The organism is Kordiimonas pumila (assembly GCF_015240255.1).
In the GTDB taxonomy this organism is placed as follows: Bacteria; Pseudomonadota; Alphaproteobacteria; order Sphingomonadales; family Kordiimonadaceae; genus Kordiimonas; species Kordiimonas pumila.
In genome coordinates this window covers 2,639,362-2,664,165 of record NZ_CP061205.1, presented here as the reverse complement: position 1 = coordinate 2,664,165, position 24,804 = coordinate 2,639,362, and the positions used below count along the sequence as shown (strand labels likewise).

General features: G+C 45.0%; 18 protein-coding genes. 15 read left to right on the top strand and 3 right to left on the bottom strand.

Annotation, left to right across the window (positions count from 1 at the left end; genetic code table 11):
• The first annotated feature begins 10 nt into the window (after positions 1–10).
• The 12 genes from ICL80_RS11675 (at position 11) to ICL80_RS11620 (ending at position 13,565) form a co-directional block, all read left to right on the top strand.
• Positions 11–1,150 (top strand): acyl-CoA dehydrogenase family protein, encoded by a 1,140-nt coding sequence (locus ICL80_RS11675; RefSeq protein ID WP_194212454.1) that lies wholly within the window; start codon positions 11–13, stop codon positions 1,148–1,150.
• A 13-nt stretch (positions 1,151–1,163) separates the two neighbouring features.
• Entirely contained in the window at positions 1,164–2,396 is a 1,233-nt protein-coding gene (locus tag ICL80_RS11670; protein ID WP_194215842.1) for an acyl-CoA dehydrogenase family protein, read from the top strand.
• 9 nt (positions 2,397–2,405) lie between these two features.
• Entirely contained in the window at positions 2,406–3,194 is a 789-nt protein-coding gene (locus ICL80_RS11665) for an SDR family oxidoreductase (protein ID WP_194212452.1), read from the top strand.
• 92 nt (positions 3,195–3,286) lie between these two features.
• The gene (locus tag ICL80_RS11660) at positions 3,287–3,751 is read left to right on the top strand and encodes a MaoC family dehydratase (RefSeq protein ID WP_194212450.1); all 465 of its coding nucleotides are present in this window, start codon (positions 3,287–3,289) and stop codon (positions 3,749–3,751) included.
• Positions 3,752–3,774: 23 nt separating this feature from the next.
• Positions 3,775–4,692 (top strand): SDR family NAD(P)-dependent oxidoreductase, encoded by a 918-nt coding sequence (locus ICL80_RS11655; protein ID WP_194212448.1) that lies wholly within the window; start codon positions 3,775–3,777, stop codon positions 4,690–4,692.
• Positions 4,693–4,706: 14 nt separating this feature from the next.
• Positions 4,707–5,888, top strand: a complete 1,182-nt coding sequence (locus ICL80_RS11650) for an acetyl-CoA C-acyltransferase (RefSeq protein ID WP_194212437.1) — start codon at positions 4,707–4,709, stop codon at positions 5,886–5,888.
• Positions 5,889–5,942: 54 nt separating this feature from the next.
• Complete coding sequence (locus ICL80_RS11645) at positions 5,943–6,917, top strand: NADPH:quinone oxidoreductase family protein (protein ID WP_194212435.1); 975 nt, start codon at positions 5,943–5,945, stop codon at positions 6,915–6,917.
• Positions 6,918–6,995: 78 nt separating this feature from the next.
• Entirely contained in the window at positions 6,996–8,063 is a 1,068-nt protein-coding gene (locus ICL80_RS11640; protein ID WP_194212434.1) for a patatin-like phospholipase family protein, read from the top strand.
• A gap of 25 nt (positions 8,064–8,088) precedes the next feature.
• Complete coding sequence (locus ICL80_RS11635; protein WP_194212431.1) at positions 8,089–9,780, top strand: AMP-binding protein; 1,692 nt, start codon at positions 8,089–8,091, stop codon at positions 9,778–9,780.
• Between the two features lie 8 nt (positions 9,781–9,788).
• Positions 9,789–10,544, top strand: coding sequence for an SDR family NAD(P)-dependent oxidoreductase (locus ICL80_RS11630; protein WP_194212420.1), 756 nt, complete (start codon positions 9,789–9,791; stop codon positions 10,542–10,544).
• A 120-nt stretch (positions 10,545–10,664) separates the two neighbouring features.
• Positions 10,665–12,434 (top strand): ATP-binding protein, encoded by a 1,770-nt coding sequence (locus ICL80_RS11625; RefSeq protein ID WP_194212418.1) that lies wholly within the window; start codon positions 10,665–10,667, stop codon positions 12,432–12,434.
• A 132-nt stretch (positions 12,435–12,566) separates the two neighbouring features.
• Positions 12,567–13,565 (top strand): cysteine synthase A, encoded by a 999-nt coding sequence (locus ICL80_RS11620; RefSeq protein ID WP_194212416.1) that lies wholly within the window; start codon positions 12,567–12,569, stop codon positions 13,563–13,565.
• Positions 13,566–13,568: 3 nt separating this feature from the next.
• Here ICL80_RS11620 and ICL80_RS11615 read toward each other — a convergent pair whose 3' ends face one another.
• Positions 13,569–14,057, bottom strand: a complete 489-nt coding sequence (locus ICL80_RS11615; RefSeq protein ID WP_194212415.1) for an Lrp/AsnC family transcriptional regulator — start codon at positions 14,055–14,057, stop codon at positions 13,569–13,571.
• 155 nt (positions 14,058–14,212) lie between these two features.
• Here ICL80_RS11615 and ald point away from each other — a divergent pair, with 155 nt between their 5' ends.
• Positions 14,213–15,331, top strand: coding sequence for an alanine dehydrogenase (ald, locus tag ICL80_RS11610; RefSeq protein ID WP_194212414.1), 1,119 nt, complete (start codon positions 14,213–14,215; stop codon positions 15,329–15,331).
• A gap of 74 nt (positions 15,332–15,405) precedes the next feature.
• Here ald and ICL80_RS11605 read toward each other — a convergent pair whose 3' ends face one another.
• Entirely contained in the window at positions 15,406–18,888 is a 3,483-nt protein-coding gene (locus ICL80_RS11605) for an indolepyruvate ferredoxin oxidoreductase family protein (protein WP_194212413.1), read from the bottom strand.
• A 361-nt stretch (positions 18,889–19,249) separates the two neighbouring features.
• On the opposite strand from ICL80_RS11605, the gene ICL80_RS11600 reads away from it, so the two are divergent.
• Positions 19,250–20,329: an efflux RND transporter periplasmic adaptor subunit gene (locus tag ICL80_RS11600; protein WP_228073449.1), complete on the top strand. Its 1,080-nt coding sequence runs from the start codon at positions 19,250–19,252 to the stop codon at positions 20,327–20,329.
• A complete protein-coding gene (locus ICL80_RS11595; RefSeq protein WP_194212411.1) occupies positions 20,326–23,433 on the top strand; it encodes an efflux RND transporter permease subunit in 3,108 nt (1,035 codons plus the stop codon). The genes ICL80_RS11600 and ICL80_RS11595 overlap by 4 nt, the downstream gene beginning before the upstream one ends.
• Before the next feature lie 91 nt (positions 23,434–23,524).
• Here ICL80_RS11595 and ICL80_RS11590 read toward each other — a convergent pair whose 3' ends face one another.
• Entirely contained in the window at positions 23,525–24,745 is a 1,221-nt protein-coding gene (locus ICL80_RS11590) for a threonine ammonia-lyase (protein WP_194212410.1), read from the bottom strand.
• Positions 24,746–24,804: the final 59 nt, after the last annotated feature.

Below are 24,804 nucleotides of genomic sequence, written 5' to 3'. Positions count from 1 at the left end.
GGGTTGATAGATGGTATTATTATTAAACGAAGAACAACAGCTCCTTAAAGATTCTGCTGAAGGTTTTTTTGAAACGAAAGCACCGGTTTCAGAACTGCGCCGATTGCGCGATGATCGCAGTGAAACAGGCTATAACCCTGCTTTATGGCAGGAAATGGCAGAAATGGGCTTTGCCGGGCTATTGGTGGATGAAAACCACGGCGGGCTTTCTTTTGGGTATGTAGGGGCAGGTGTTCTTGCCGAAGAAATTGGTAAAAACCTCTCGGCGTCACCGTTTTTGGCAAGCGCGGTTATTGCTGCGCCGCTTATTTCCTTATTGGGAACAGACGATCAAAAAGAAACACTTTTACCGCTTTTGTCTGGCGGCGAAATAACAGCTACACTTGCTGTGGATGAAACAGGGCACCATAGCCCGGCATCTAGTACGCTGAAAGCTGAAGCTATAGCAGGTGGATATAAGCTATCTGGCATGAAAACATTTGTGCCAGAAGGTGCCACTGTAGATAAAATCATTGTACTAGCTCGCACACCTGACAAAAAGGGTAATGAGCATGGTGGCTTTAGCCTCTTCATAGTTGACCGTGGCACGAAGGGGCTCATTGTTGATCCTGTTGTTATGGCTGATAGCCGAGGATGGGCCAAACTTACATTTGAAGGTGTTGTGGTACAAGAAAGCGCTTTGCTGGGCAAAGAAGGCACAGCGCTTGATGCTTTGAACGTTATCCTGGAAAAAGCCAATGTAGTTATCGCAGCCGAACTGCTGGGCATTGCGCAGCACTGCCTTGATAAGACGGTCTCATACCTTAAAGAGCGCAAGCAGTTCGGTGTGCTTATCGGTAGCTTTCAGGGGCTTCAACACCGGGCAGCCAAACTTTTTAGTGAAATTGAAGTAACACGCTCCGCTATTTTAAAAGCATTACAGAGCTCTGACAGCCCGCAAGGCCCCGGTGCTCTTTCTAATATTGCAAAGGCACGTGCTTGCAAAACAGTTGAGCTTGCTACCAATGAGGCCATTCAGATGCATGGCGGTATTGGTATGACAGATGAATTTGACATGGGCTTTTATATCAAAAGGGCTCGGGTACTGCAAAACCTGTATGGGGATTATAATTACCATGCAGACCAGTTCGCCCGCAAAAGTGGTTATTAGAAAGGACAGGACTATGGATTTAGGGCTTTCAAAAAAGGCTGAAGAACTTCGGGGAAGGGTTCGCACCTTCATTGATACATATGTGGTTCCTGTTGAAGATGAATTTCATCATGAAGTTGGCAAGAATGGTAACCGCTGGGAATACACGGCTCGTATGACCGAAATTCTTGAAGGCTTGAAAAATCAGGCAAAAAAAGATGGTTTGTGGAATTTTTGGCTGACTGACTCTGACGCGGGCTTTGGCCTTAGTACTGTTGAGTATGCATATTTGGCAGAAGAAATGGGGCGCTCTCAGCTTGCCGCAGAATCGTTTAATTGTAGCGCGCCTGACACTGGTAATATGGAAGTGCTTGAACGTTACGGCACTCCTGAGCATAAAGAAAAATGGCTAAAGCCGCTTTTAAACGGTGAAATTCGCTCAGCTTACTTGATGACAGAACCCGATGTGGCGTCTTCTGACGCAACCAATTTGGAGATGAGCGCGGTACTGGACGGTGATCACTATATTCTAAACGGGGAAAAATACTGGGCATCAGGTGCAGGTGATCCACGCTGCAAAATCTATATTGTAATGGTTAAGACCGGCGATGAGAACACGCCGCGTAAAAACCTGCATAGCATGATTTTTGTGGAAGCTGGCGTGCCGGGTATTGAAGTACTGCGCCCCATGATGGTGTTTGGTCATGATGACGCCCCGCACGGTCATATGCACATTAGGTTCACAAATGTTAAAGTGCCGAAGGAAAACCTTATACTTGGTATTGGGCGGGGCTTTGAAGTGTCTCAAGGCAGGCTTGGGCCTGGCCGTATTCATCACTGCATGCGATCTATTGGTGCTGCTGAGCGTGCACTTGAATTACTGTGCCAGCGCGCTGTTACAAGGGAGGCTTTTGGTAGGCCGCTTGCGAAACTGGGCGCAAACTATGACATTATCGCCGAAGCACGTATCGAGATAGAAATGGCACGGTTGCTGTGTCTGAAAGCAGCTTACATGATGGACACGGTCGGCACACAGGCTGCGCAACCTTATATTTCGCAGATCAAGGTTGTTGCCCCGCGCATGGCGCTAAAGGTAATTGATGAGGCTATGCAGTTGCACGGTGGGCGTGGCATTAGTCAGGATTTCCCGCTTGCTGCTATGTGGCACGGTCAGCGCACACTTAGATTTGCTGACGGCCCAGATGCCGTTCACCGTATGGTTATCGCCCGTACAGAGCTTGCCAAATATCGTTCAAACAGCGTTTAGGATAGCTTTGTGGATATCAGTAAGCTTTTTGATGTCACAGGCAAGGTCGCACTCGTCACCGGGGGTGGGTCTGGTATTGGCACCATGGCGACAGAAGCGCTGGTGCGGGCAGGGTGCAAGGTTTACATCGCATCGCGCAGGCTGGCGAGCTGTGAAGCTGTTGCGGCGGAACTGAATGCGATTGGCCCCGGTCAGGTTATTGCATTGCAGGCAGACCTTATGACACCAACAGGTACAGACACGCTGGCTGCTGCCTTAAAAGAGCATGAAGACCATCTGAATATTCTTGTGAATAATTCAGGCATGGCTTGGGGGGCGCCTTTTGAGGAATTTCCTCGGCAGAAATGGGATGAGGTTCTAACGCTTAACGTGACAGCAATGGCAGACTTAACACGGCTGTTGCTGCCACTGTTAAAAAAAGCAGGCTCTGCAGAAGACCCGGCAAGGGTGATTAACCTTGGTTCTATTGCCGGAACGAGACCGCTCACGAACATGGCTTATAGCTACGGCGCGAGTAAGGCAGCTATTCACCATCTTACCCGCATGCTCGCGGCAGAACTTGGGAATGATCATATAACAGTGAATGCAATTGCACCGGGGCCTTTCCCCAGCCGCATGATGGCACATGTCACTGAAAATGAAACAAGACGTCAGGCAATGGAAGCCTATATTCCATTGCACAGGCTGGGCCAGCCAGAGGACATTGCTGGCATATTGCTTATGCTTACATCCCGTGCGGGCAGCTATATTACAGGCGGCATTATTCCCGTTGATGGCGGTATGTCTGCAACACCGTAACGAATCGAACGAATCGAATTTACTTTGATTCGAAATTTTAGCGTTTTTTTGAGTGCACTAGGTAAAATATAAAACTGGGAGCTGTGAGGCCAATGACAATAAAGGTCGATAAAACTGAAATAAATTCATATATTGGCAAAGAAACTGGTGTTTCTGATTGGTTTCATATTGATCAGGACCGCATCACCAAGTTTGCAGAGGTTACTGAAGATTATCAATTTATTCATGTTGACCCTGTCGCGGCTGCGGCAACGCCTTTTGGGTCAACGATTGCACACGGCTTTCTGACACTATCAATGCTTTCACACCTTGCAGCTGGTAGCAGTTTATATATCAATGGCACTGTAATGGGTATTAATTACGGCTGCGAAAAAATACGGTTTTTGGCGCCCGTTAAGGTGAACAGTGACATTCGTGCACGTGTTAAATTGCTCGCCGTAGATGAAAAACCCGGTAATCGCTTTTTGATGAAAAGCGAAATTACTATTGAAATTAAAGATGAAAAAACACCTGCATTGGTAGCCGAATGGCTAACGATGATGGTCGTTGAAGCATAAGATACAGTTTGGAGAAAATATAAATGAGCATTCGATATGATGATCAGGTAGCAATTGTAACGGGCGCTGGAGGCGGCCTGGGGCGTAGCCATGCTCTTGCTTTAGCGGCACGGGGCGCCAAAGTTTTGGTTAATGATTTGGGCGGCGATGTTCATGGTAGCGGAGCATCGTCAAGTGCAGCCCAAGCTGTTGTGAAAGAAATCATTGATGCGGGCGGTGAAGCCATTGCAAATGGTGCCAATGTTTGTGATGAAGCACAAGTGGCTGCCATGGTGAAACAGGCTATGGATACATGGGGTCGGGTTGATATTCTTATAAATAACGCTGGTGTACTGCGCGATAAAACCTTTGTTAAAATGGAAGCTGAAGACTTTAACTTTGTCTTGCAGGTGCATGTGATGGGGGCGGTCAACTGCACTAAGGCAGTGTGGGAAATTATGCGCGAGCAAAATTATGGCCGCATCGTTATGACCACATCTTCTTCAGGTCTGTATGGGAATTTTGGACAGTCAAATTACGGCGCGGCAAAAATGGCCCTTGTTGGTTTTATGAATACTCTGTGCCTTGAGGGTGCAAAATATAATATCCGTATAAACAGCCTAGCGCCTTTTGGCGCGACACGCATGACAGATGGTTTATTGCCAGAAGAAATTTTCAATATTTCAACACCGGAAGCTGTAACGGCAGGTTTGCTAACACTGTGCGATAAAGATAGCCCAAACCGGCTTATCTTGTGTGCTGGTGCGGGTGGATATTCAAAAACGGTTATTTATGAAACTGAAGGCATTTACCTAAAGCCGGAAGATCAAACACCCGAAAATGTTAGAGCGTCTTTTGGTGAGCTTTCAGATCCGGCTGATCAGCAAGAATATATTCAGGGCGGCCAGCAAGGCGCAAAATATGTTGGCAAGGCTGCAAAAGCCCTTGGCCTAAAACTTTAACAGGAGCAAAAATTATGCGTGAAGCAGTTATCGTATCCACGGCGCGTACCCCAATTGGGCGTGCCTATAAAGGCGCCTTCAATGCAACCCATGCACCGTCTCTAGGAGGGCATGCTATTGAACAGGCTGTAAAACGTGCAGGCATTGAGGGTGCTGAGGTTGAAGATGTGATTATGGGCTGTGCCTTAACCCAAGGTTCTGCCAGTATGAATATTGGCCGAATGGCTGCCCTTAAAGCGGGCCTGCCAGTTACTGTTTCTGGCATGACACTGGACCGCCAGTGCTCATCGGGCATGATGGCAATTGCAACCGCGGCTAAACAAATTATTAGTGATGGTATGGATGTTGCCGTTGGTGGCGGCCTTGATAGTATTTCACTTGTGCAAAATGAGCATATGAATAAGTTTCAGGTTGTAGACCCAAGCCTTGTTGCCATGCACAAGGATGTTTACATGCCTATGCTGCAAACTGCAGAAGTAGTAGCCAAACGCTATAATATTAGCCGGGATGTAATGGATGAATATAGCCTGCAATCACAGCAGCGAACTGCCGCCGCACAGCAGGCGGGCAAGTTTGATGATGAGATAGTGCCGCTTGCCACAAAAATGGCTGTTGTGAACAAGGAAACAAAGGAAATGACTTTCCATGATGTTACCCTTGAAAAAGACGAAGGCAACCGCCCTGAAACAACCCTTGAAGGCCTAAGCGGTTTAAGAACTGTAATTGAAGGCGGCACAATTACAGCAGGCAACGCTAGCCAGTTATCTGATGGTGCTTCAGCAGCAGTATTAATGGAAGCAAAGGTTGCTGAGCAAAAAGGCCTGGCACCTCTTGGTATATACCGTGGTATTGCGGTTGCAGGCCTAGAACCTGATGAAATGGGTATAGGGCCGGTTTATGCCATTCCAAAACTGTTGAAGAAAAATGGTTTGACCATGGACGATATTGGCCTTTGGGAATTGAACGAAGCCTTTGCTGTGCAGGTACTGTATTGCCGCGATAAATTGGGCATTCCAAATGACCTGCTGAATGTGAACGGCGGCGCAATTTCTATAGGGCATCCATACGGTATGTCTGGCGCCCGTATGGTGGGGCATGCTCTTATTGAAGGTAAACGACGCGGTGCAAAATATGTTGTTTGCACTATGTGTGTTGGCGGCGGTATGGGCGCAGCAGGCCTTTTCGAAGTCGTTTAATAGTGTTGAGAGCAGGTTATGATCCTGCTCTCATTTTATCTATAGGGGAAGATTATGAAAGCTGTACTGTGCCGCGAACTTGGAATGGCCGATAAATTAACGGTTGAAACTATTGATGCACCAAAGCTTGGTAAAGGCGAGGTTCTGATCGAGGTAAAAGCCGCTGGTTTAAACTTCCCTGACGTCTTGATTATTCAGGGAAAGTACCAGTTCAAGCCGGATATGCCATTTACGCCGGGCGGCGAGGGTGCTGGCGTTATTAAAGAACTTGGTGAAGGTGTAACCAATGTAAAGGTTGGTGATAAGGTTATTTTCACCAACCAGGTTGGCGGTTTTGCAGAACAAGCTGTTGCCAAGGCTGCTGTATTGATCCCTATGCCAGAAGGCATGCCTTTTGAAGTGGGTGCCGGTTTTACAATTACATATGCAACAAGCTATCACGCGCTTAAACAGCGGGCAAATTTGCAAAAAGGTGAAACAATACTGGTGCTTGGTGCAGCGGGCGGCGTTGGGCTGGCAACGGTTGAACTGGCAAAGGCTATGGGGGCAACAGTAATTGCGGCAGCCAGCAGCGATGAAAAACTGGAAGTCTGCAAAAAGGCTGGCGCAGATATGGTTATCAACTACACCACAGAAGACCTAAAAGAACGCATTGATGTGCTTACAGAAAGGCGCGGCCTTGATGTTGTGTATGATCCGGTTGGGGGCGACTATACAGAAGTTGCTCTTCGCCGTATGGCGCCGGGTGGGCGTTTGTTAGTTATTGGTTTTGCGGCCGGTGATATACCGCGTATACCGATTAATCTGTGTCTTCTGAAGCAGTGTTCAATTGTTGGTGTGTTTTGGGGGGCTTGGGCACGCGCAAACTCTGCGGGCCAAATCCAAAATATGCAGGAAATGTTTGGTATGTTTAAGTCTGGTATCATTAACCCATTGGTGAATGATGTATTTGCGCTTGATGATATAAAAGCTGCATATGATTGTCTCACAGAGCGTAAGGCAAAAGGCAAAGTTATTATTAAACCCTGATTAATTTCTAGACTGTTTAGTCTGGAAATGGATAGAGTATACGTAACCGTATTCTTCTTATAACACGTCGGGTATTTAATGAACGCACTTCGATTGATTGCAGGGAAAACTGCGCGAGCCAGAATTAAACAAGATGGTCTGACGCCAGAGATGATTAAGATGGTGCTGGGGGCTTCTGGCGGCCCTAAATGGCTTGTTCTTTTGGGTTTGGATAAGTTTGTTTTTGGGCACTGGCTTCATACCAGTACACATAAGATTGATTTAATTGGTTCCTCAATTGGTGCATGGCGTATGGCAAGTGCAGCACACCCTAATGCGCTCAAAACTATCGAAACATTTATAGGCCTTTATATGCAGTTTAGGTCTGAACATGCCGCTAATGCAGAGGTTTTGACCACAGCTTCCTATTCGTTTCTCCATAAACTCTATAGCCCAGCAGAAGCGACAAGACTTGTGATAAACCCTTTAAGAAACCTGAATATTGTAACCGCTAGAGTGAAGGGACTACGCGAAAATTCATCAAGATTTAAGGAAGCAGGGAGTATTATTGTATCTGCAGCTGCAAATTCACTAAGGCGTGATCATTTGGCAAAGTTTTATGAACGTGTGGTTTTTTATTCGGGGGAGCATGAGGCTTGCCCAGAAGCATGGAGTGGTTTTAGTCAGAGTAATGTTAAATTGAGCGGTGATATTTTAGCAGACGTATTAATGGCAAGTGGTTCTATTCCATTTGTGGGGGAGCCTGTTATCAACATTGAAGGTGCCCCAAAGGGTGTTTACCGTGATGGCGGTATTATCGATTATCACTTTGATACACCTTGGAATATTGATGATGGTATTATTCTGTATCCGCATTTTTATCCATACCTGATACCGGGTTGGTTTGATAAGCGAATAAAGTCACGAGTGGTTAAGGGTGCGGTTTGGGATAATATTCTACTTTTAGCTCCCAGTGAGGCTTTTATCCAGGCGCTTCCAAAAGGTAAAATCCCCGATAGGAATGATTTTATCTCTATGAATGATGCAGAAAGACTAAATTACTGGGCGGCAGTTACAAAGGAAAGCGAGCGATTGGCGGAAGAGTTTGCTGATTGTCTGGAAGAACCAGATAAACTTTATGCACGGCTTGAAATTGCACCTGCATAAGCATTGAAGATTAATGGGGAAGAAAATGGCAAATATTGAGTTTACAGCTGGCGATATGCTGGGCAAGCATATGGGAGATATTGTTAACAAAAGCGTTGCTGAATATGGTGATAGACCTGCATTTAGCTGTATTTTGCCGACTGGGCATTCAGCTACATTAAGTTACCGTGAACTGGGTGAGCTTTCTGACGCTGTTGCTGTTTACTTACGAGAAGAATTAAAGCTTGTACCTGATGATGTTGTTGCCATCCAATCTCCTAATGTTTTGGCATATCCTGTTTTGGCATTCGGCATTTTTAAGGCTGGATTAACCGTTACGAATGTTAACCCACTATATACCCCTGAAGAAACCAACCACCAGCTAAAGGATAGTGGGGCAAAAGTTTGGTTTATCATCGATGTATTTGGCAACAGGGTTGATGAATCTATTGTTGGAACTAAGGTTGAAAAGGTTTTTAAAATATCTTTGGTTGATTTCTTTCCGACGGTGCAGCGTGTTTTGCTTGGCTTTGCAATGAAACATATTAAAAAAATTGTGCCCGCCTTTACAGGCACTCTCGAAGGGACCATGCAGGATGTTATAAAAAAAGGCCGTGAGCTATTAACGACAGTAGCAGATATGAGCCTTTACACACAGCATGTTGGCTATGATACAATCGCGATTTATCAGTACACAGGGGGTACTACCGGAAGAAGTAAAGGCGCAGAGCTAACGCACGGAAATATTGTTGGTAATATATCGCAGTTCTCAAAACAGGGTAGTTTTGAAATTGAATCAAACGACATTTTATTGCTTATTTTACCCCTATATCATGTGTACGCATTGGCTGTCGGGGCGTTAAACAGCGTTACAAAAGGGCTTCATGTTGTTTTAGTTGCAGTCCCTAGGCCGCTCTCAAATTTAAAACCTGCCTTTGATAAGTTCGATATAACAATTATGCCGGGTGTGAATACATTGTATTTGGGGCTAATGCAGGAAAAGTGGTTCCTCGATAACCCGCCTAAAACATTACGGCTGTGTTCGTCTGGTGCTGCGCCGCTTCAGCCTGCTACGGCTAAGGCATGGGAAAGCCTGGTGGGCACTAAAATACGCGAAGGGTACGGACTTACTGAAAGTACCTGCGTTGTTTCGTCAACTCCGTTTAATGTAGAACCTAGGGCAGGCTCGTGTGGTTTACCGTTGCCGGGTACAGAGACACGCATAGTTGATAGTGAGGGCAACATAATGCCTACAGGGGAAGTCGGTGAGCTTCTTATTAAAGGACCGCAGATTATGAAAGGGTACTTGAATAATCCTGAGGCTACAAATGCAACAATCGTTGATGGTTGGCTTAAAACTGGTGATATCGCCAAGCTTGATGAAGATGGCTATATATATATCGTTGATCGATTGAAAGACATGGTGATTGTATCTGGTTTCAATGTGTACCCTGCTGATATTGAGGATATACTCACGCGCCATGATAAAATTGGTGATGCTGCTGTTGTTGGTGTCCCTGATGCCGAAACCGGAGAGCGTGTAATTGCCTACGTTGTTAGCAAAGACAAAGCTTTATCTGAGCAAGATATAATCGCATATTGTAAGCATCACCTGACCAGTTATAAGGTTCCAAAGACCATTGTTTTTCTGGATGAACTACCAAAATCGCCTGTCGGTAAAGTGTTGCGGCGTGAATTAAGGGACATGGCCTTAAAGTCTTTTTGCGGTACAAAATAGGACACACTATGGATTTGAATCTTGTGGGTAAACGCGTTCTTGTAACAGGTGGCACACGGGGGATCGGTGCTGCTATTGTGAAAACTTTCCTGATGGAAGGTGCTGACGTTGCCTTTTGTGCCAGAAATAGTGAGCAGGTTGACGCGGTTACAGCTACTTTACAGGTAGAAGGTTACACTGTTTACGGTGCAGTTTGCGATGTATCAGATACGCAAAGCTATATACACTGGATTGAGGAAGCCGTAGCAAAGTTAGGCGGCGTTGATATATTTGTTCCAAATGTTAGCGGCGGTGCCCATGCTGGCGATGAGGGCTGGAATAGCGCTTTTCAGATTGATTTGATGGGGGTTGTTAAGGGCTGCGAAACTATTTTACCGCATCTGGCAAGTAAAGGCGGATCAATTGTGGTTATTACCAGCATTGCAGGGTTGGAAGCGACAGGTGGGGTATCAGCTTATAATACAGTTAAGACGGGGCTAATTACTTACGCAAGCCAGCTTGGTGAAATGGTTGCAAGGCATAATGTCAGGGTAAACTGCGTGTCTCCCGGGCCCGTTTATGTTGAGGATGGCTTTTGGGGGCAGATAGAGAAAAATCAGTCCGACACATTCAAGGCAGTGTGTGCTGCTCACCCACTTGACAGAATGGCAACCACTCAAGAGGTTGCGAATGCAGTAGTTTTTCTAGCAAGTCCACTAGCGTCATGGGTTACACGCACAAATCTAATCGTTGATGGTGGCTTTACAAGGCGCGTTCAGTTTTAGTCATTTTGAAACATGCAGATAGTTTATATAGGCACCTGATTTTTAGGCCTTTATTGCTATGTTAAGATTTACGCGATAGGCTGCTTTCAGATTAGCTTTTATGGATAGTTTTCTATAGGTATGAGACATTTTCTAAGCACCATTCCTTGGATAACTGCTGTCGCTACGATGCTGGCGACCATGTTAATGTATTATCATATACATTCCACAGTACTCAGTTACATACCTGTTTTGTCTGTTGGCGTCATTGGTGGCCTTGTTGGTCTTGGAATACAATTCATTATTAAGTATTTCTGGATAAGGCCAGAGGCGATGTTTTTAGAGATAATTCGCGCTCATATTGAAGGTAAGCAAGATGATGAACTTTCAGTGGATGAAAGCGCCCTCCGAAATAGGCCTGATTTAATCTCTGCTGCAGAATTAGTGAGGAATGCTGTTTTAGAATCAGAAACCCTTCACATCAGGATTACGGGTTTAGAGAAAAACCTTCAGCAGGTTTTGCAAGATAAACGTAGAAACGAAGCAATTCTCAAAGAGCAGAGAGAAGCCTTTGCAAAACTTGCAAATGAATTATCAAAGGCACGTGATGCAGCAGAAACTGCAAATATTGCCAAGTCTGAGTTTCTTGCGACCATGAGCCATGAAATAAGAACGCCCCTTAACGGTGTTATAGGCATGATTGATTTGCTGATGGATACAGGGCTAGATGTTAGCCAACGCTATTTTGCAGAGACACTTCGACAATCAGGCCAAAGTTTGCTGGAAGTTATTAATGATATTCTTGATATTTCAAAACTTGAAGCGGGTAAGGTAGAGCTGGAACTACAATCAACGCGCTTAGGCTGGATTATGGCTGATACAGTGCGCTTTCTGGAGCCAAAAGCTAAAGAAAAAGGCCTTGATGTCACTTGGAATGCTGACCCGCAAATTCCGCTTGTTATTGTTTCTGATCCCACGCGTTTACGGCAAGTGCTGTTTAATCTTGTGGGTAATGCTATTAAATTCACAGAAAGTGGCGGGGTTAAGCTTCATGCTGAATATGTATCGCAGCATGGCAATGAGCACAAAATTAAAGTGTCGGTTAAAGATACAGGCATTGGTATATCAGAAGAAGCGCAGAATAAGCTATTTCAAAAGTTTTCACAGGCGGATGCCTCGACAACCAGACGTTTTGGTGGGACGGGGCTGGGGCTAGCCATATCCAAACAATTATGCCTATTACTTGGCGGTGAAATTGGTGTTGAAAGTGTTGAAGGCGAGGGGGCAACCTTCTGGTTTACCTTGACATGTACGGAAGGTACGGAAGCAGACCTACCAGAAGATAAAAATTTTGCACAATCATTATCTGCTGTGGGGGCAGTATCTACAGAATCTCTCAAGATACTGGTCGCAGATGATAATATTATAAACCAACGTATTCTTGCAAATATGCTGGGTAAATTAGGGCATGAGATTGAAGCAGTAGAAAATGGTGCCGAAGCTTGTATTAAGGCGGAGAGCGACCATTATGACCTTATTCTGATGGATGTGCATATGCCTGTTCTTGGTGGCATTGATGCAACTAAGTGGATAAGGGCAATTGACAACGATAAGGCTGACTTGCCTATCATTGGCTGCACTGCTGATGCGTTCCCCGAGCAGTTAGAAAAGTTCCGTGCTAGTGGCATGAATGATGTTGTGACAAAACCTATTAATAAGCGCGAATTATTATCGGTTATTAATAGGGTCCTTAAAAAAGAGATACACCAGTTTAATGAGGAAATGTCTGTACTGGAATCTATACCTGTGGAGCAGCAAAAAACAACGGAGATAAAGGCGAAGCCCAGTATGAAAACTAAAATGGCGCCTGAAAGTGATCCATTAGATTTGCTATTGGATGAACTTGGATAATAGTCGTCTACCTGAAGAGCTATGCTATGAAGAAGTTGGCATTGTCATCCAGACAATTATTATTAGGTTGATATCTCCGTTCAGGTTAGGAATAACCGCTTTTATATGACCATGTAATATACGGAGAAACTTATGCCTCGTTTAACCGGCGCTATTGCTGCAATCGGTAATACGCCTCTTATCAAGTTGAAGTACGCCTCTGAACTCACAGGCTGTACAATCCTTGGTAAGGCAGAGTATGCCAATCCAGGTGGGTCATTAAAAGACAGGCCAGCCCTTAATATTGTTGAAGAGGCTGAAAAGCGTGGTGATCTAGAGGGTGGCGGCCTTATAGTTGAAGGGACGGCGGGAAACACTGGTATTGGGTTAACCGTTGTTGCAAATGCCAAAGGCTACCGCACGCTTATTGTGATGCCAGAGACGCAGTCGCAAGAAAAAATTGATACTCTTCGTATTATGGGTGCAACGCTCAAGCTTGTTCCTGCCGCGCCTTATTCAAACCCTAATAATTTCCAGCATGTTGCAAAGCGGTTAGCTGAAGAACTTGCTGCAACAGAAAAACATGGTGTTATCTGGGCAAACCAATTTGATAATGTTGCCAATAGGGAAGCACATATTAAAACCACTGCATTAGAGATATGGCTACAAACAAATGGTAAAGTTGATGCCTTCATTACATCTGTTGGTTCTGGCGGTTCTCTTGTGGGTACAGCAATGGGGTTGAAGAAGTTTAACAGAGACATTGTTATTGGGCTTGCTGACCCGATGGGAGCATCAATGTATAGTTACTTTACATCAGGCACCTTACAATCAGAAGGTTCTTCTATCTCGGAAGGCATTGGTCAGTCTCGCATTACAGCTAATCTTGAGGATGCCCCGATTGATGAAGCATTTCAGGTTACGGATGAGGAAGCCTTGCCTCTTGCCTTTGATTTGCTGCGGAAAGAGGGCCTGTGTGTTGGTTCATCTACCGGTGTAAATCTGGCAGGTGCTATTCAACTTGCGAAAAAAATGGGACCAGGGAAAACCATTGTTACCCTTCTTTGTGATAGTGGCCTTCGGTACCAGTCAAAGCTTTTTAACCCTGAGTTCTTGAAAAGTAAAAACCTGCCTGTACCCGATTGGCTTTAAGCCTCAACGGCTAGGTTTTCGTTTCTCTGGTGCATGCAAGGGTAGGCGGGTACGTTTCAGTACAGACCGCAGCGCAAAGCTTGAATGAACACGGTCGACACCCGGTAACCGGGTGAGCTTGTTGTGGATGCGTTCATAATCAGGCGCATCTTTAACGACAACGCGCATCATATAGTCTACATCGCCGCTCATCAGGTAGCATTCCATAACTTCTGGAACTTCTGATACAGCAGCTTCAAATAAGCCGAGTTTTACTTCCTGTTGATGCTCAAGCGATACGCGCACAAACACCGTGCCGGGAAGCCCAATTTTGCCTGCGTCCACATGGGCAGCATAGTGGGTGATAACGCCTTTATCTTGCAGCGCCTTGACCCGGCGTAAGCATGCAGATTCAGATAATCCCACTTTAAGAGCAAGCTCCACATTAGAGAGCTTACCGTCAAGTTGCAGGGCTTCTATGATCGCATGATCAATCTTATCTAATTCAATCATTAGAATTTTCTTGCGTTATTTTGAATAATTTCCGCCTAAAGTTGCTTTAGGCTATCGACGAAAACATGTCTTTGCAAGGAAATTCTGAGGATTTTGTATTATAATGCGCGTGCGCTTGCCCCGTTTGGCAGACTTATAATTTTCAGGAGAGCGAAATGCTTGTTGGTGTTCCAAAAGAAATTAAAAACCGTGAATATCGTGTTGGTTTGACGCCAGCCTCAGTGAGAGAGCTGATAGTGAACGGCCATGACGTTATTGTTCAAAACAACGCCGGCTTTGAAATTGGTTTTACAAATGAAATGTATGTAGCCGCAGGTGCTACTATTATTGAAACTGCTGCAGATATATTTGCCAAAGCAGACATGATTGTAAAAGTTAAGGAGCCACAAGCCGTTGAATGTGCAATGCTGCGCCCGGGGCAAATTCTTTATACATACCTGCATTTGGCGCCAGACCCAGAACAGACACAAGCGCTTATTAAATCAGGCGCGGTCGCAATTGCCTATGAAACTGTAACTGATAACTTTGGCGGTCTGCCTCTATTGGCTCCAATGTCTGAAGTTGCGGGCAGAATGTCTATTCAGGCTGGTGCTCATGCACTTGAAATGAGCCAAGGGGGTCGTGGTATGCTTCTTGGCGGCGTGCCGGGCGTTGCACCAGCAAAAGTAACCGTTATCGGCGGCGGTGTTGTGGGCACAAATGCTGCTCGTATGGCTGTTGGTATGGGCGCTGATGTTACAATCCTTGATCGCTCTATTCGCCGTCTTCAACAGCTTGATGACATTTTTAAAGGCACTGTAAAAACAGTGTATTCCACACAAGATGCGGTAGAGGAAAACTGCCTTGCTTCTGATCTTGTTGTAGGCGCTGTATTGATACCGGGCGCTGCTGCGCCTAAATTGGTAACACGCGATATGATCTCTCGTATGATGCGTGGTAGTGTGCTTGTTGATGTGGCTATTGATCAGGGTGGTTGCTTTGAAACATCTAAAGCTACAACACACGAAAATCCAACATATATTGTTGATGAAGTTGTCCATTACTGTGTTGCAAACATGCCTGGCGGTGTTGCTCGGACATCCACGCTTGCTCTTAATAACGCCACTCTGCGTCATGCAGTTGCGATTGCCAACAAAGGCTGGAAGAAAGCCCTTGCAGACGATAAGCATCTGCTGGCTGGCCTGAATATATGTGAAGGTAAAGTTACGTACGAAGCGGTCGCACGGGACCAGAACCTTGCCTATGTATCAGCTGAATCGCTTGTAGCGGCATAAAGTTGTTTCATGTGGCGGCAGTTATGCTGCCACAAGCTCCAAACTGCCCCTTGCTTTTAGCGAGGGGCATTTTTTTACTCGGCTGCTGCTTTATCCATATTTGGTGAATGCCAACAAGCTAGTAAACGCTGTTTTTGTTCTGCGGCTTTTTGAATATTGCTATCTTTAACCGGCCCAAACCCACGTATCATATCTGGTGTTGCAGCTAGCTCAATGGCAAGAGAGAGTTTTTCTTTTGTGAGGTTGGCCACTATCCAGTTGATCATTTCTTCATATTCAGCGATTAGGGTTCTTTCCTGACGGCGTTCATGGGAATACCCAAAGGGGTCAAAAGCTGTGCCTCGCAGCCCCTTTAACTTTGACAAAATATTTAAAGCTGGGAATATCCATGCACCAAACTCGCGTTTTTGTGGGCGGCCTGTGGCTTTGTCTTTACCCGGGAAAATAGGTGGTGCCATGTGGATGGAAATGTTCATTTTCCCATGAAATTGGGCTTTTAATTTGCTCTTGAAATCTTTGCCACTATAGAGGCGGGCTACCTCATATTCATCTTTATATGACAATAACTTTGCATAATTTATAGCTACTGCTTTTGTAAGGGTAGTATCCCCATGATAAACAGCTTCTGCTTCACGGACATTACTGACAAGCGCCTGATATTTTTGAGCCAGTTTTGCATTTTGATAGGTAGTTAGGTGCTTGCTTCTATGGTCAATAACTTCTTCTAGTGTACGTGGTATAATAGGTTGTTCGGCGATGCTGCCTTTTAGCATTTTTATAACGGATGCTTCATCGTGTGCTGTCATTCTGCCCCAAAACAAGGTGCGTAAATTAATATCGATAGCGACGCCGTTTAAACGTATAGCCTCTTCTATTGATTCAAGAGAGAGGGGGATCAGGCCTTTTTGCCATGCATAGCCAAGCATAAATGTGTTTGTCGCAATAGAATCGCCCATTAAAGCGGCTGCTATTTCCTGTGCGGGGACCCTATAGCGGCTGTCATGCCTTGTAACAGCATCAAGCTGGCCTTCAATAGCAGCTTGTTTGAAATCGATATCCTGGTTTCTGACAAAATCGGCAATAGGCGTGAGGTTGGAATTAATAACCGCAGACGTTTTTTCTACATCCAGTATATTGGCGGCATCTTTGCTTGCAGCTACAATGCTGTCACACGCCAATAAAACATGCGCGCGGCCCGTAACAATACGGGATGATCTTAACCTGTCACTGCTTGATGATAGCCGGACGTGAGATAAAACTGAGCCACCTTTTTGGGCAAGGCCCATCATATCAAGTACAGAGCTTTCTTTACCATCAAGGTATGATGCCATACCGAGAATACTACCAATGGTCAAAACACCTGTGCCACCAATCCCGGTTACAAGGATATTATAATCATTATAAACTGGATCAAAAGCGGGGATACTGGGCTGTGGTAAATCGGGCAGTCCTAGGGTCTTAAGCTCACCAGTGCCAGCTTTTGATTTTCGTGGTGAGGCGCCGCCTCGCACACTGACAAATGAGGGGCAAAACCCTTTGATACAACTGTAATCTTTGTTGCATGAGGACTGGTTAATTCTGCGTTTGCGCCCAAGGGCAGTTTCCAAAGGTTCTATTGCAATACAGTTTGATTGCACGCTACAGTCGCCGCACCCTTCACACACGGCATCATTGATAAATATCCGGTGGTCAGGATCTGGCATCAAGCCACGTTTTCTGCGCCTTCGTTTTTCTGCTGCGCAGGTTTGGTCATAAATAATGGCTGTAACACCTTTAGTGTTTTTCAGTTCATTTTGCACCTGCATCAGCATGTCACGGTGATAAATATCTGTTTTTGCGGGAAGGTTAAGGAGGGTGTAATTAGCAGGCTTATCCGTGACCACTACAACCTTTGCTACACCTTCGGCTTTTAGCTGCGCACATATTTGTGGCACCGTTAAGTTGCCTTCAACATGCTGGCCGCCAGTCATGGCCACTGCATCATTAAAGAGAATTTTATATGTCATATTGACGTTGGCAATAACAGCCTGCCTGATAGCTAAAAGGCCTGAGTGCATGTAGGTGCCATCGCCCATGTTGGCAAATATATGCTTTTCTTTGGTGAAAGGCGCTTGACCGACCCACGGCACGCCTTCGCCGCCCATATGAGTGTATGTTTCGGTTGAGCGGTCCATGTTCATTGCCATAATGTGGCAGCCAATGCCTGCTGTTGCCCGGCTACCTTCGGGTACCTTTGTTGAGCTGTTATGAGGGCAGCCTGAACAAAAATATGGTACACGGTTAATGGCGGGCGTGTAGCCAATGGATGCGCGTTTGCGGTTCGAAAAATAATCGAGTTTTTTCTGTATATCAGCATTTTGATATAGTTTAGCCATGCGTGCAGCGATAGCCTGAGCAATCATACCGACATCAAGCTCGTTTTCAGGAGGGAGTAACCATTCATCATTTTCGTCATGTTTACCAACTACTGTTGGCCTGACATTTGGTTTCCAATTATAAAGTTGCCACCTTAGTTGGTGTTCTATCATTTCCCGCTTTTCTTCAACAACAAGAACTTCATCAAGCCCTTCACAAAAACGGCGTACGCCTTGTGGCTCAAGAGGCCATGGCATACCGACTTTATAGAGACGCAAGCCTATCTCCGTTGCAACCTCCCGAGTGATGCCCAGTTCATAAAGTGCTTGCCTGACATCCTGATATGATTTGCCGGATGTAATGATTCCGAACTTTGGTTTAGGGCAATCCCAAATTATTTGATCAATTTTGTTGGCACGTGCAAATGCCTGAGCCGCAAAACCTTTATAGCGCTGTAACCGCCAATCCTGTTCACGCCAGACATCAGGCCATCTAATATTAAGGCCTCCTTCAGGCATTTCAAAATCGGTTGGAATGATAATTTCGCGTTGTTCACAGGACAGGTCAACAGTGCAGGTTGTTTCTACTGTCTCACCTGTTGCCTTGAAGCCGACCCACGTGCCGGAATACCTGCTCATGGCAATACCGAGCAAGCCGTATTCAACAAACTCTTGCACCGAAGCCGGGTATAGTTCTGGCATAAAAGCAGCCATAAAATTGTGATCGGATTGATGAGGGATAGTGGACGATTTAGCGCCGTGATCATCGCCTGCAATACATAGAACACCACCATGTGGACTAGTGCCAGCAGCGTTGCCGTGCTTCACTACATCCATTGAACGATCAAGGCCGGGGTTCTTGCCGTACCATATCCCAAAAACACCATCATATAAGGCGTCTTTTTTGTTGATTTCCAGCATTTGTGTGCCCCAGACAGCGGTTGCTGCGAGATCCTCGTTTAATCCGGGCTCAAATTTTATACTGTTTTTTTCAAGTAATTTGCGTTGTTTATATAATTCGAGATCATACACCCCAAGAGGGGATCCTCTATAACCTGAGATAAACCCTGCCGTGTTTAAACCGTCTTTTTCATCGCGCCATTTTTGCACGATAGGCAGTCTGACAAGGGCGTGAATACCATTCATGAAGGTGTGACCTTCTTTTAAGGTATAACGGTCAGTAAGGGAGATTTTTTTTGTCATAAGATTTGTCTGCCTCATCTGTATAAGTTTATCAGCTCAGGGCTGATAATATGAGGTAAGATACACTAGTTTATCCAGCCTATCTGTTCTCATATGTGTAACACTTTTTTCGGATAAAGGGCACACCTAAAACGATCAGCTATTTGTCAGGTTATATTTTATACAAAGGGTAAAGTTAACGGGGATCGTATTGCTAGTATAGACTAAAGTTAAAGTGTGATTTCCCTCAAATTATTGTGTAGTGACAGTCTCTTGCTGGATTATGGCAATATTTTGTGGCAGATGAGTTTTATACGGCAGAATATCTTGGATACTGGGGCAATGGTTTCTGCAATAAATAAAAATATAGCGAGGTAACAGAGTGAATTCAGGAAGAGTGGTTTTTAGTATTATATTTTTGACATTGGCTGGAGCCTCGGCTTGGCTATTGCTGACGGATGTAAAAAAAGATGATGAAGGAGATAAGGTGCGGCCCGTTAGTGTTGTAACGGAACATGCCTCAGAGCGAAGCTTTTCTGATATTGTGCAGGCGATAGGAACGGCAAAAGCTGACGAATCTGTCACACTTACCTCTACTGTTGCAGACGTTATTGTGTCGGTTCATTTTCAGGACGGTGATATTGTTAAAAAGGGAGACTTGTTAGTTCAGCTTGAGAGTGCTGAGGAGGAGGCACAGTTTCAGGAGGCTGATGCCAATTTGCGTCAGGCAGAAAAGCAGTATGACCGCATTAATGATTTGGTGAAAACTGGTAATGCATCTAACGCAACACTTGATTCCGAAAAAAGGGGCCTTCAAGAGGCTCGTTACCGTGTTGCTGCCGCAAAAGCACGCTTAGATGACCTCTATATTACAGCTCCGTTTGATGGCCTTTTAGGTTTAAGGGAGGTAAGTGAAGGTAGTTATCTTTCTACCAGCACTAAAATTACAACAATTGATGCGATAGATACTATTAAGCTTGATTTTTATGTGCCCGAGCGTTTTGTGGCTACATTGGCTTCAGGGCAGAGTGTTGAGGCCACAGTTGAGGCCTATCCTGGCAAAATATTTAAGGGCATTGTTAAAACAGTCGATAGCAGAATAGACCCCGCTACGCGTTCCGTTTTGGTTCGTGCTGAAATTGACAATAGTCAACATACCCTCCGCCCAGGTATGTTGATGATGGTTGAGGTGACAAGTAGAAGCTGGAACGCGCTGTCTATTAGTGAAGAAGGAATAGTTCCTGCGAATAACAAGAATTATGTTTTTGTTATTGAAGATGGCATTGCTGTACGTAGGGAAGTAACAACAGGTATCCGGCGGCCTGGCTATGTTGAAATTACCAGTGGTGTAACGGCAGGTGACAAAGTGGTGGTTCAAGGAGCATTTCGTTTGGGCCGTATAGGGCAACCAGTACGCGAAGTTGAGCAAAAGCGTGCACCGATAAATGGTGATAAATCATGATTTTATCAGATATATCAGTTAAACGTCCGGTATTTGCTACAGTTATTAGTTTATTGCTTGTTGCCTTTGGGTTGATATCATTCTCTGATTTATCAGTGCGCGAGTTACCAGATGTTGACCCACCAATCGTAGGTATTAAAACCAATTATCCGGGGGCTAACGCTGCAATTGTTGAAACGCGGATTACGCAGATTATTGAGAGTGCGATCGCAGGTGTCGCAGGCATTAAAACCATTCAGTCAAGTAGTGAAGATGGTGAATCTAACATTAGCGTTGAGTTTGAACTTGAGCGAGATATTGATTCAGCGGCCAATGATATACGGGACCGCGTAAGCCGTGTTTTGAATAATTTACCTGAAGAATCTGAACCACCTGAAGTCTCAAAAGCGGATAATGATACTGAAGCGATAATCTGGTTTAACCTGACCAGCCCTTCAATGGATATTTTACAGTTAACAGATTATGCAGACAGAAATATTGTTGATCGTTTGTCTGTTGTTGACGGTGTATCGAACATTAAAATAGGTGGGCGCCAGCGTTATGCGCTGCGTATTCACTTGGACCGGCAAGCCATGGCTGCTCGGCAAATTACAGTTATTGATGTTGAAAATGCTTTAAGGCAAGAGAATGTTGAGCTGCCTGCAGGTAAAGTTGAATCTATCCAACGCGATACAATTGTTCGATTGAATAGAGAATATGAAAAGCCAGAAGATTTTAAAACGCTCGTTATCCGTGATGGTGGGCAGGGTGATCTGGTGCGACTTTCTGATATCGCTACGATTGAGATGGGTTCTGAGCGGGACAAGCGCTTTTTCCATGTAAACGGCGTAACGGCCATCGGGCTTGGTATTGTAAAGCAGTCAACAGCAAATACACTTTCTGTTGCAAATGGTGCTAAAGAAGAAGTTGAGCGTATTTTGGTAAACTTGCCAGAAAATATGTCTCTGGAGGTTGCGTTTGATTCCTCCATCTTTATTGAAGAAGCTATCTCGGAGGTTTATGTAACTCTGGGCATCGCTATGGGGCTTGTGATTTTAGTGCTCTATATGTTCTTGGGTAATATCCGAACAGTTTTAGTGCCTGCCGTTACAGTGCCTATTTGTATCATTGCAAGCTTTCTGGTTTTATCCTTAATGGGTGTAAGTATTAACCTGATTACGCTTTTGGGCCTTGTCATGTCTATTGGCCTTGTCGTTGATGATGCTATCGTAGTGTTAGAGAATATTTCACGACGTGTTGATCTTGGTGAACCGGGCTTGATTGCTGCATATCGTGGTTCTCGCCAGGTTGGTTTTGCTGTTATTGCCACAACGCTAGTGCTGATTGGTGTTTTTGTTCCGATTGTATTTTTGCCTGGCAATATTGGGCTGCTGTTTGGTGAGTTGGCGATAACAATGTCAGCCGCGGTTGGCTTCTCTAGCCTTATTGCGCTTACATTGACCCCAATGTTGTGTTCCAAGCTTGTACGTCGTCGTAATAAAAAAACTAAATTCTCTCATTTTCTCGATCGATCTTTTAAGCGGCTTGAAGCGAGTTATGGTGTGGCTATTGAATCATGCCTTAATAATAAAGCTCTTGTTATTTTGGCTTTTTGTACATGTTTTGCTCTTATTGCAGGCCTTATGCCGCGTATTCCAAACGAGCTTGCCCCTGCGGAAGACCGCAGTAATATTATGTTTAGGATTAAAGCCCCTGAAGGGTCGAGTTATCAATTTTTGGAAGAGCAGGCGTATCTTGTGGAGGAACAGCTTTTACCATATGTGAAAAAAGGCGATGAAATCGATCGTCTCCTTATTAGGGTTGATACGGGTGGTGGTTTTGGGTTTGTGACACTTGTTCCCTGGGGTGAAAGAGAACGAAGTGCCGAAGAAATTTTGAATGAAGTTAGGCCTAAGCTCATGCAAAATGTAACAGGCATGAATGTAATTCCCTTTATTCCTAAAGGCTTGTCATCGCGTTCTGGAGGTGGGGAAGACTTTAATATTGTGATTGGGGGTTCTACATACGAAGAGCTAAGCCGTTATAAGCAAGTAATTCTTGAACAAATTGCAGATTATCCTGGTCTTTTGAATGTTGACACTGATCTGGAAGAAAACCAGCCACAATATAGCGTGAAAATTGACAGGCCTCGTGCGGCAGATATGGGCGTTTCCATCCAGTCAATTGGTAGTACTCTTGAAACCATGATGGGAGGTAGAAAGGTAACAACCTTTGTACGCACCGGTGAAGAGTATGATGTTATTCTGCAGGCACAGATTTCTGACCGTCGGCAGCCGTTGGATATGGAAAATATCCACGTAAAGTCTAGCAGAACGGGAGAGTTGATACCGCTTTCTAACTTGGTTCGTGTTGATGCTGTTAGTGGAGCTGCTGAGCTTAACCGCTACAATCGGGTTAGGGCTTTGACCATTTCAGGTGTTGTGGCACCCGGTTATTCTATGGGTGAAGTAACAGACTATATGGAAAATACGATTAGGGAAGCTCTGCCTGATGTGATCAGTGTTGATTATAAAGGGGCTACTCTTGAGTTCAAGGAAGCTGGCAGCGATATATATTTTGTTTTCGTAATGGCCTTGCTCATTGTCTTTCTTGTTTTGGCGGCGCAGTTTGAAAGCTTCATTCACCCGTTTATTATCATGTTAACTGTGCCACTTGCTGTACTGGGTGGTTTAGTTGGTTTGTATCTATCGGGAAGCAGTATGAATATATATAGCCAGTTAGGGCTTATTATGTTGATTGGCCTTGCTGCTAAAAATGGCATTCTGATTGTCGAGTTTGCAAATCAAAAAAGAGATGAGGGCATGGTCATACGCGATGCCCTTATCGATGGTGCTAAAACACGCCTGCGCCCTATCATGATGACCGGGCTATCTACTGCCATGGGCGCGGTACCGCTTATGGTTGCTGCTGGGGCAGGGTCTGCCAGCCGCCAAACTATTGGGGTTGTGGTTTTCAGCGGCGTGATCGTGGCAACATTTTTTACGCTCTTTATCGTACCTGTTTTTTATGACCTGCTAGCAAAGTATACTAAAGCGCCAAGTCATGTGGCAGATCAACTTGATGAAATAGAGCGCAAAGAAAAAGCCGGTATTCCGGCAGAGTAGAGGCTAGCTCTAAAAGGCGCGATTTATATTTGACCACATAAAAATAGGCCCGAAATTACTTTCGGGCCTATTTAATTACTGGCACTGTTTGTTAAACGGTTTTGGCATAATCAACTTTAAAGCCACCTGCTTCAAGGGCTGTCACCAGTCGCATGGCGTGCTCTTGGTCTTTGGCTTCAATGACAAGCTCCATTTCTGTTTGTTTTAATGAAATTGCTCCAAATTCACGGTGATGGCGCATTTCAATAACATTGGCGCCGACAGTAGCCACAATAGCAGTCACTTTTGCGAGTGCACCAGGCTGGTCCATCATGGTGATCCTGAGCCTTGCTAGCCTGCCATCACGTGCCATACCGCGCATAATAGCGGAGGCAAGAAGCCTACTATCAATATTACCACCAGATAGTACCATGCCGACTTTTCGTCCTTCAAACTTTTCAGGGTATTGCATGACAGCACCCAGACTTATGGCACCTGCACCTTCCACAATAACCTTTTCAATCTCCATAATGGCAACAATTGCTGCCTCAATCTGACGTTCAGTAACTGTTACGATTTCATCAACCAATTCTTTGACAACAACACGGGTCTTTTCGCCTGGATTGTTGACGGCAATGCCTTCTGCAATACTGATATTGTTACCATCAAGCGAAAGCCCGTCGATAGTTTCCTTCATTGCAGGGAAGGCTTCTGTCTGAACGCCAACAATTCGAATATTAGGGTTTATAGATTTTGCAATAGTCGCAATACCCGATATAAGCCCACCGCCGCCAATTGGCACCACCAATGTGTCAAGGTCTGGCACATCTTCAAGCATTTCTAGGCCCACTGTGCCTTGACCGGCCATGACAAGAGTGTCATCAAAGGGGTGAATGAAGGTTAGGTTTTCAGTGTTTGCAAGCTCATAAGCGAATTTTGTAGCGGCTTCAAAGTCAGAGCCCTTTAAAACGACTCTTGCACCAAGTTCCTCTGTGCGTTTCACCTTATTAAAAGGGGTTCCTTCTGGCATAACGATAGTTGCGGGGATACCGAGCCTACCAGCATGGTAACTAATCCCTTGGGCATGGTTCCCTGCTGAAGCTGCAATAACACCCTTTGTGCCTTGAGGTAGAGATAACAGTCTATTGAGGGCACCGCGCTCTTTATAGGCTGCGGTAAACTGAAAAATTTCAAATTTAAGGTACAGATCGGCGCCAGTAATAGCGGACAATGTTTTAGAATGATTTGTAGGTGTGTGAATAACAGCACCTTTGATGCGTTCTGCAGCATTCCGAACATCTTGTGCTGATATGGGTAATAATTGTTCGTCCATTAACTGTACCTTGTAATATTATATCAAACGAGTAAGGCGGCTTTGTGCCATACTCGTTA

Bases quoted from the DNA above. Each gene is read 5' to 3' on its own strand.
- ICL80_RS11675 (WP_194212454.1), top strand. From the start codon at position 11: ATGGTATTATTATTAAACGAAGAACAACAGCTCCTTAAAGATTCTGCT.
- ICL80_RS11670 (WP_194215842.1), top strand. From the start codon at position 1,164: ATGGATTTAGGGCTTTCAAAAAAGGCTGAAGAACTTCGGGGAAGGGTT.
- ICL80_RS11660 (WP_194212450.1), top strand. From the start codon at position 3,287: ATGACAATAAAGGTCGATAAAACTGAAATAAATTCATATATTGGCAAA.
- ICL80_RS11655 (WP_194212448.1), top strand. From the start codon at position 3,775: ATGAGCATTCGATATGATGATCAGGTAGCAATTGTAACGGGCGCTGGA.
- ICL80_RS11650 (WP_194212437.1), top strand. From the start codon at position 4,707: ATGCGTGAAGCAGTTATCGTATCCACGGCGCGTACCCCAATTGGGCGT.
- ICL80_RS11645 (WP_194212435.1), top strand. From the start codon at position 5,943: ATGAAAGCTGTACTGTGCCGCGAACTTGGAATGGCCGATAAATTAACG.
- ICL80_RS11640 (WP_194212434.1), top strand. From the start codon at position 6,996: ATGAACGCACTTCGATTGATTGCAGGGAAAACTGCGCGAGCCAGAATT.
- ICL80_RS11635 (WP_194212431.1), top strand. From the start codon at position 8,089: ATGGCAAATATTGAGTTTACAGCTGGCGATATGCTGGGCAAGCATATG.
- ICL80_RS11630 (WP_194212420.1), top strand. From the start codon at position 9,789: ATGGATTTGAATCTTGTGGGTAAACGCGTTCTTGTAACAGGTGGCACA.
- ICL80_RS11625 (WP_194212418.1), top strand. From the start codon at position 10,665: ATGAGACATTTTCTAAGCACCATTCCTTGGATAACTGCTGTCGCTACG.
- ICL80_RS11620 (WP_194212416.1), top strand. From the start codon at position 12,567: ATGCCTCGTTTAACCGGCGCTATTGCTGCAATCGGTAATACGCCTCTT.
- ICL80_RS11615 (WP_194212415.1), bottom strand. From the start codon at position 14,057: ATGATTGAATTAGATAAGATTGATCATGCGATCATAGAAGCCCTGCAA.
- ald (WP_194212414.1), top strand. From the start codon at position 14,213: ATGCTTGTTGGTGTTCCAAAAGAAATTAAAAACCGTGAATATCGTGTT.
- ICL80_RS11605 (WP_194212413.1), bottom strand. From the start codon at position 18,888: ATGACAAAAAAAATCTCCCTTACTGACCGTTATACCTTAAAAGAAGGT.
- ICL80_RS11595 (WP_194212411.1), top strand. From the start codon at position 20,326: ATGATTTTATCAGATATATCAGTTAAACGTCCGGTATTTGCTACAGTT.
- ICL80_RS11590 (WP_194212410.1), bottom strand. From the start codon at position 24,745: ATGGACGAACAATTATTACCCATATCAGCACAAGATGTTCGGAATGCT.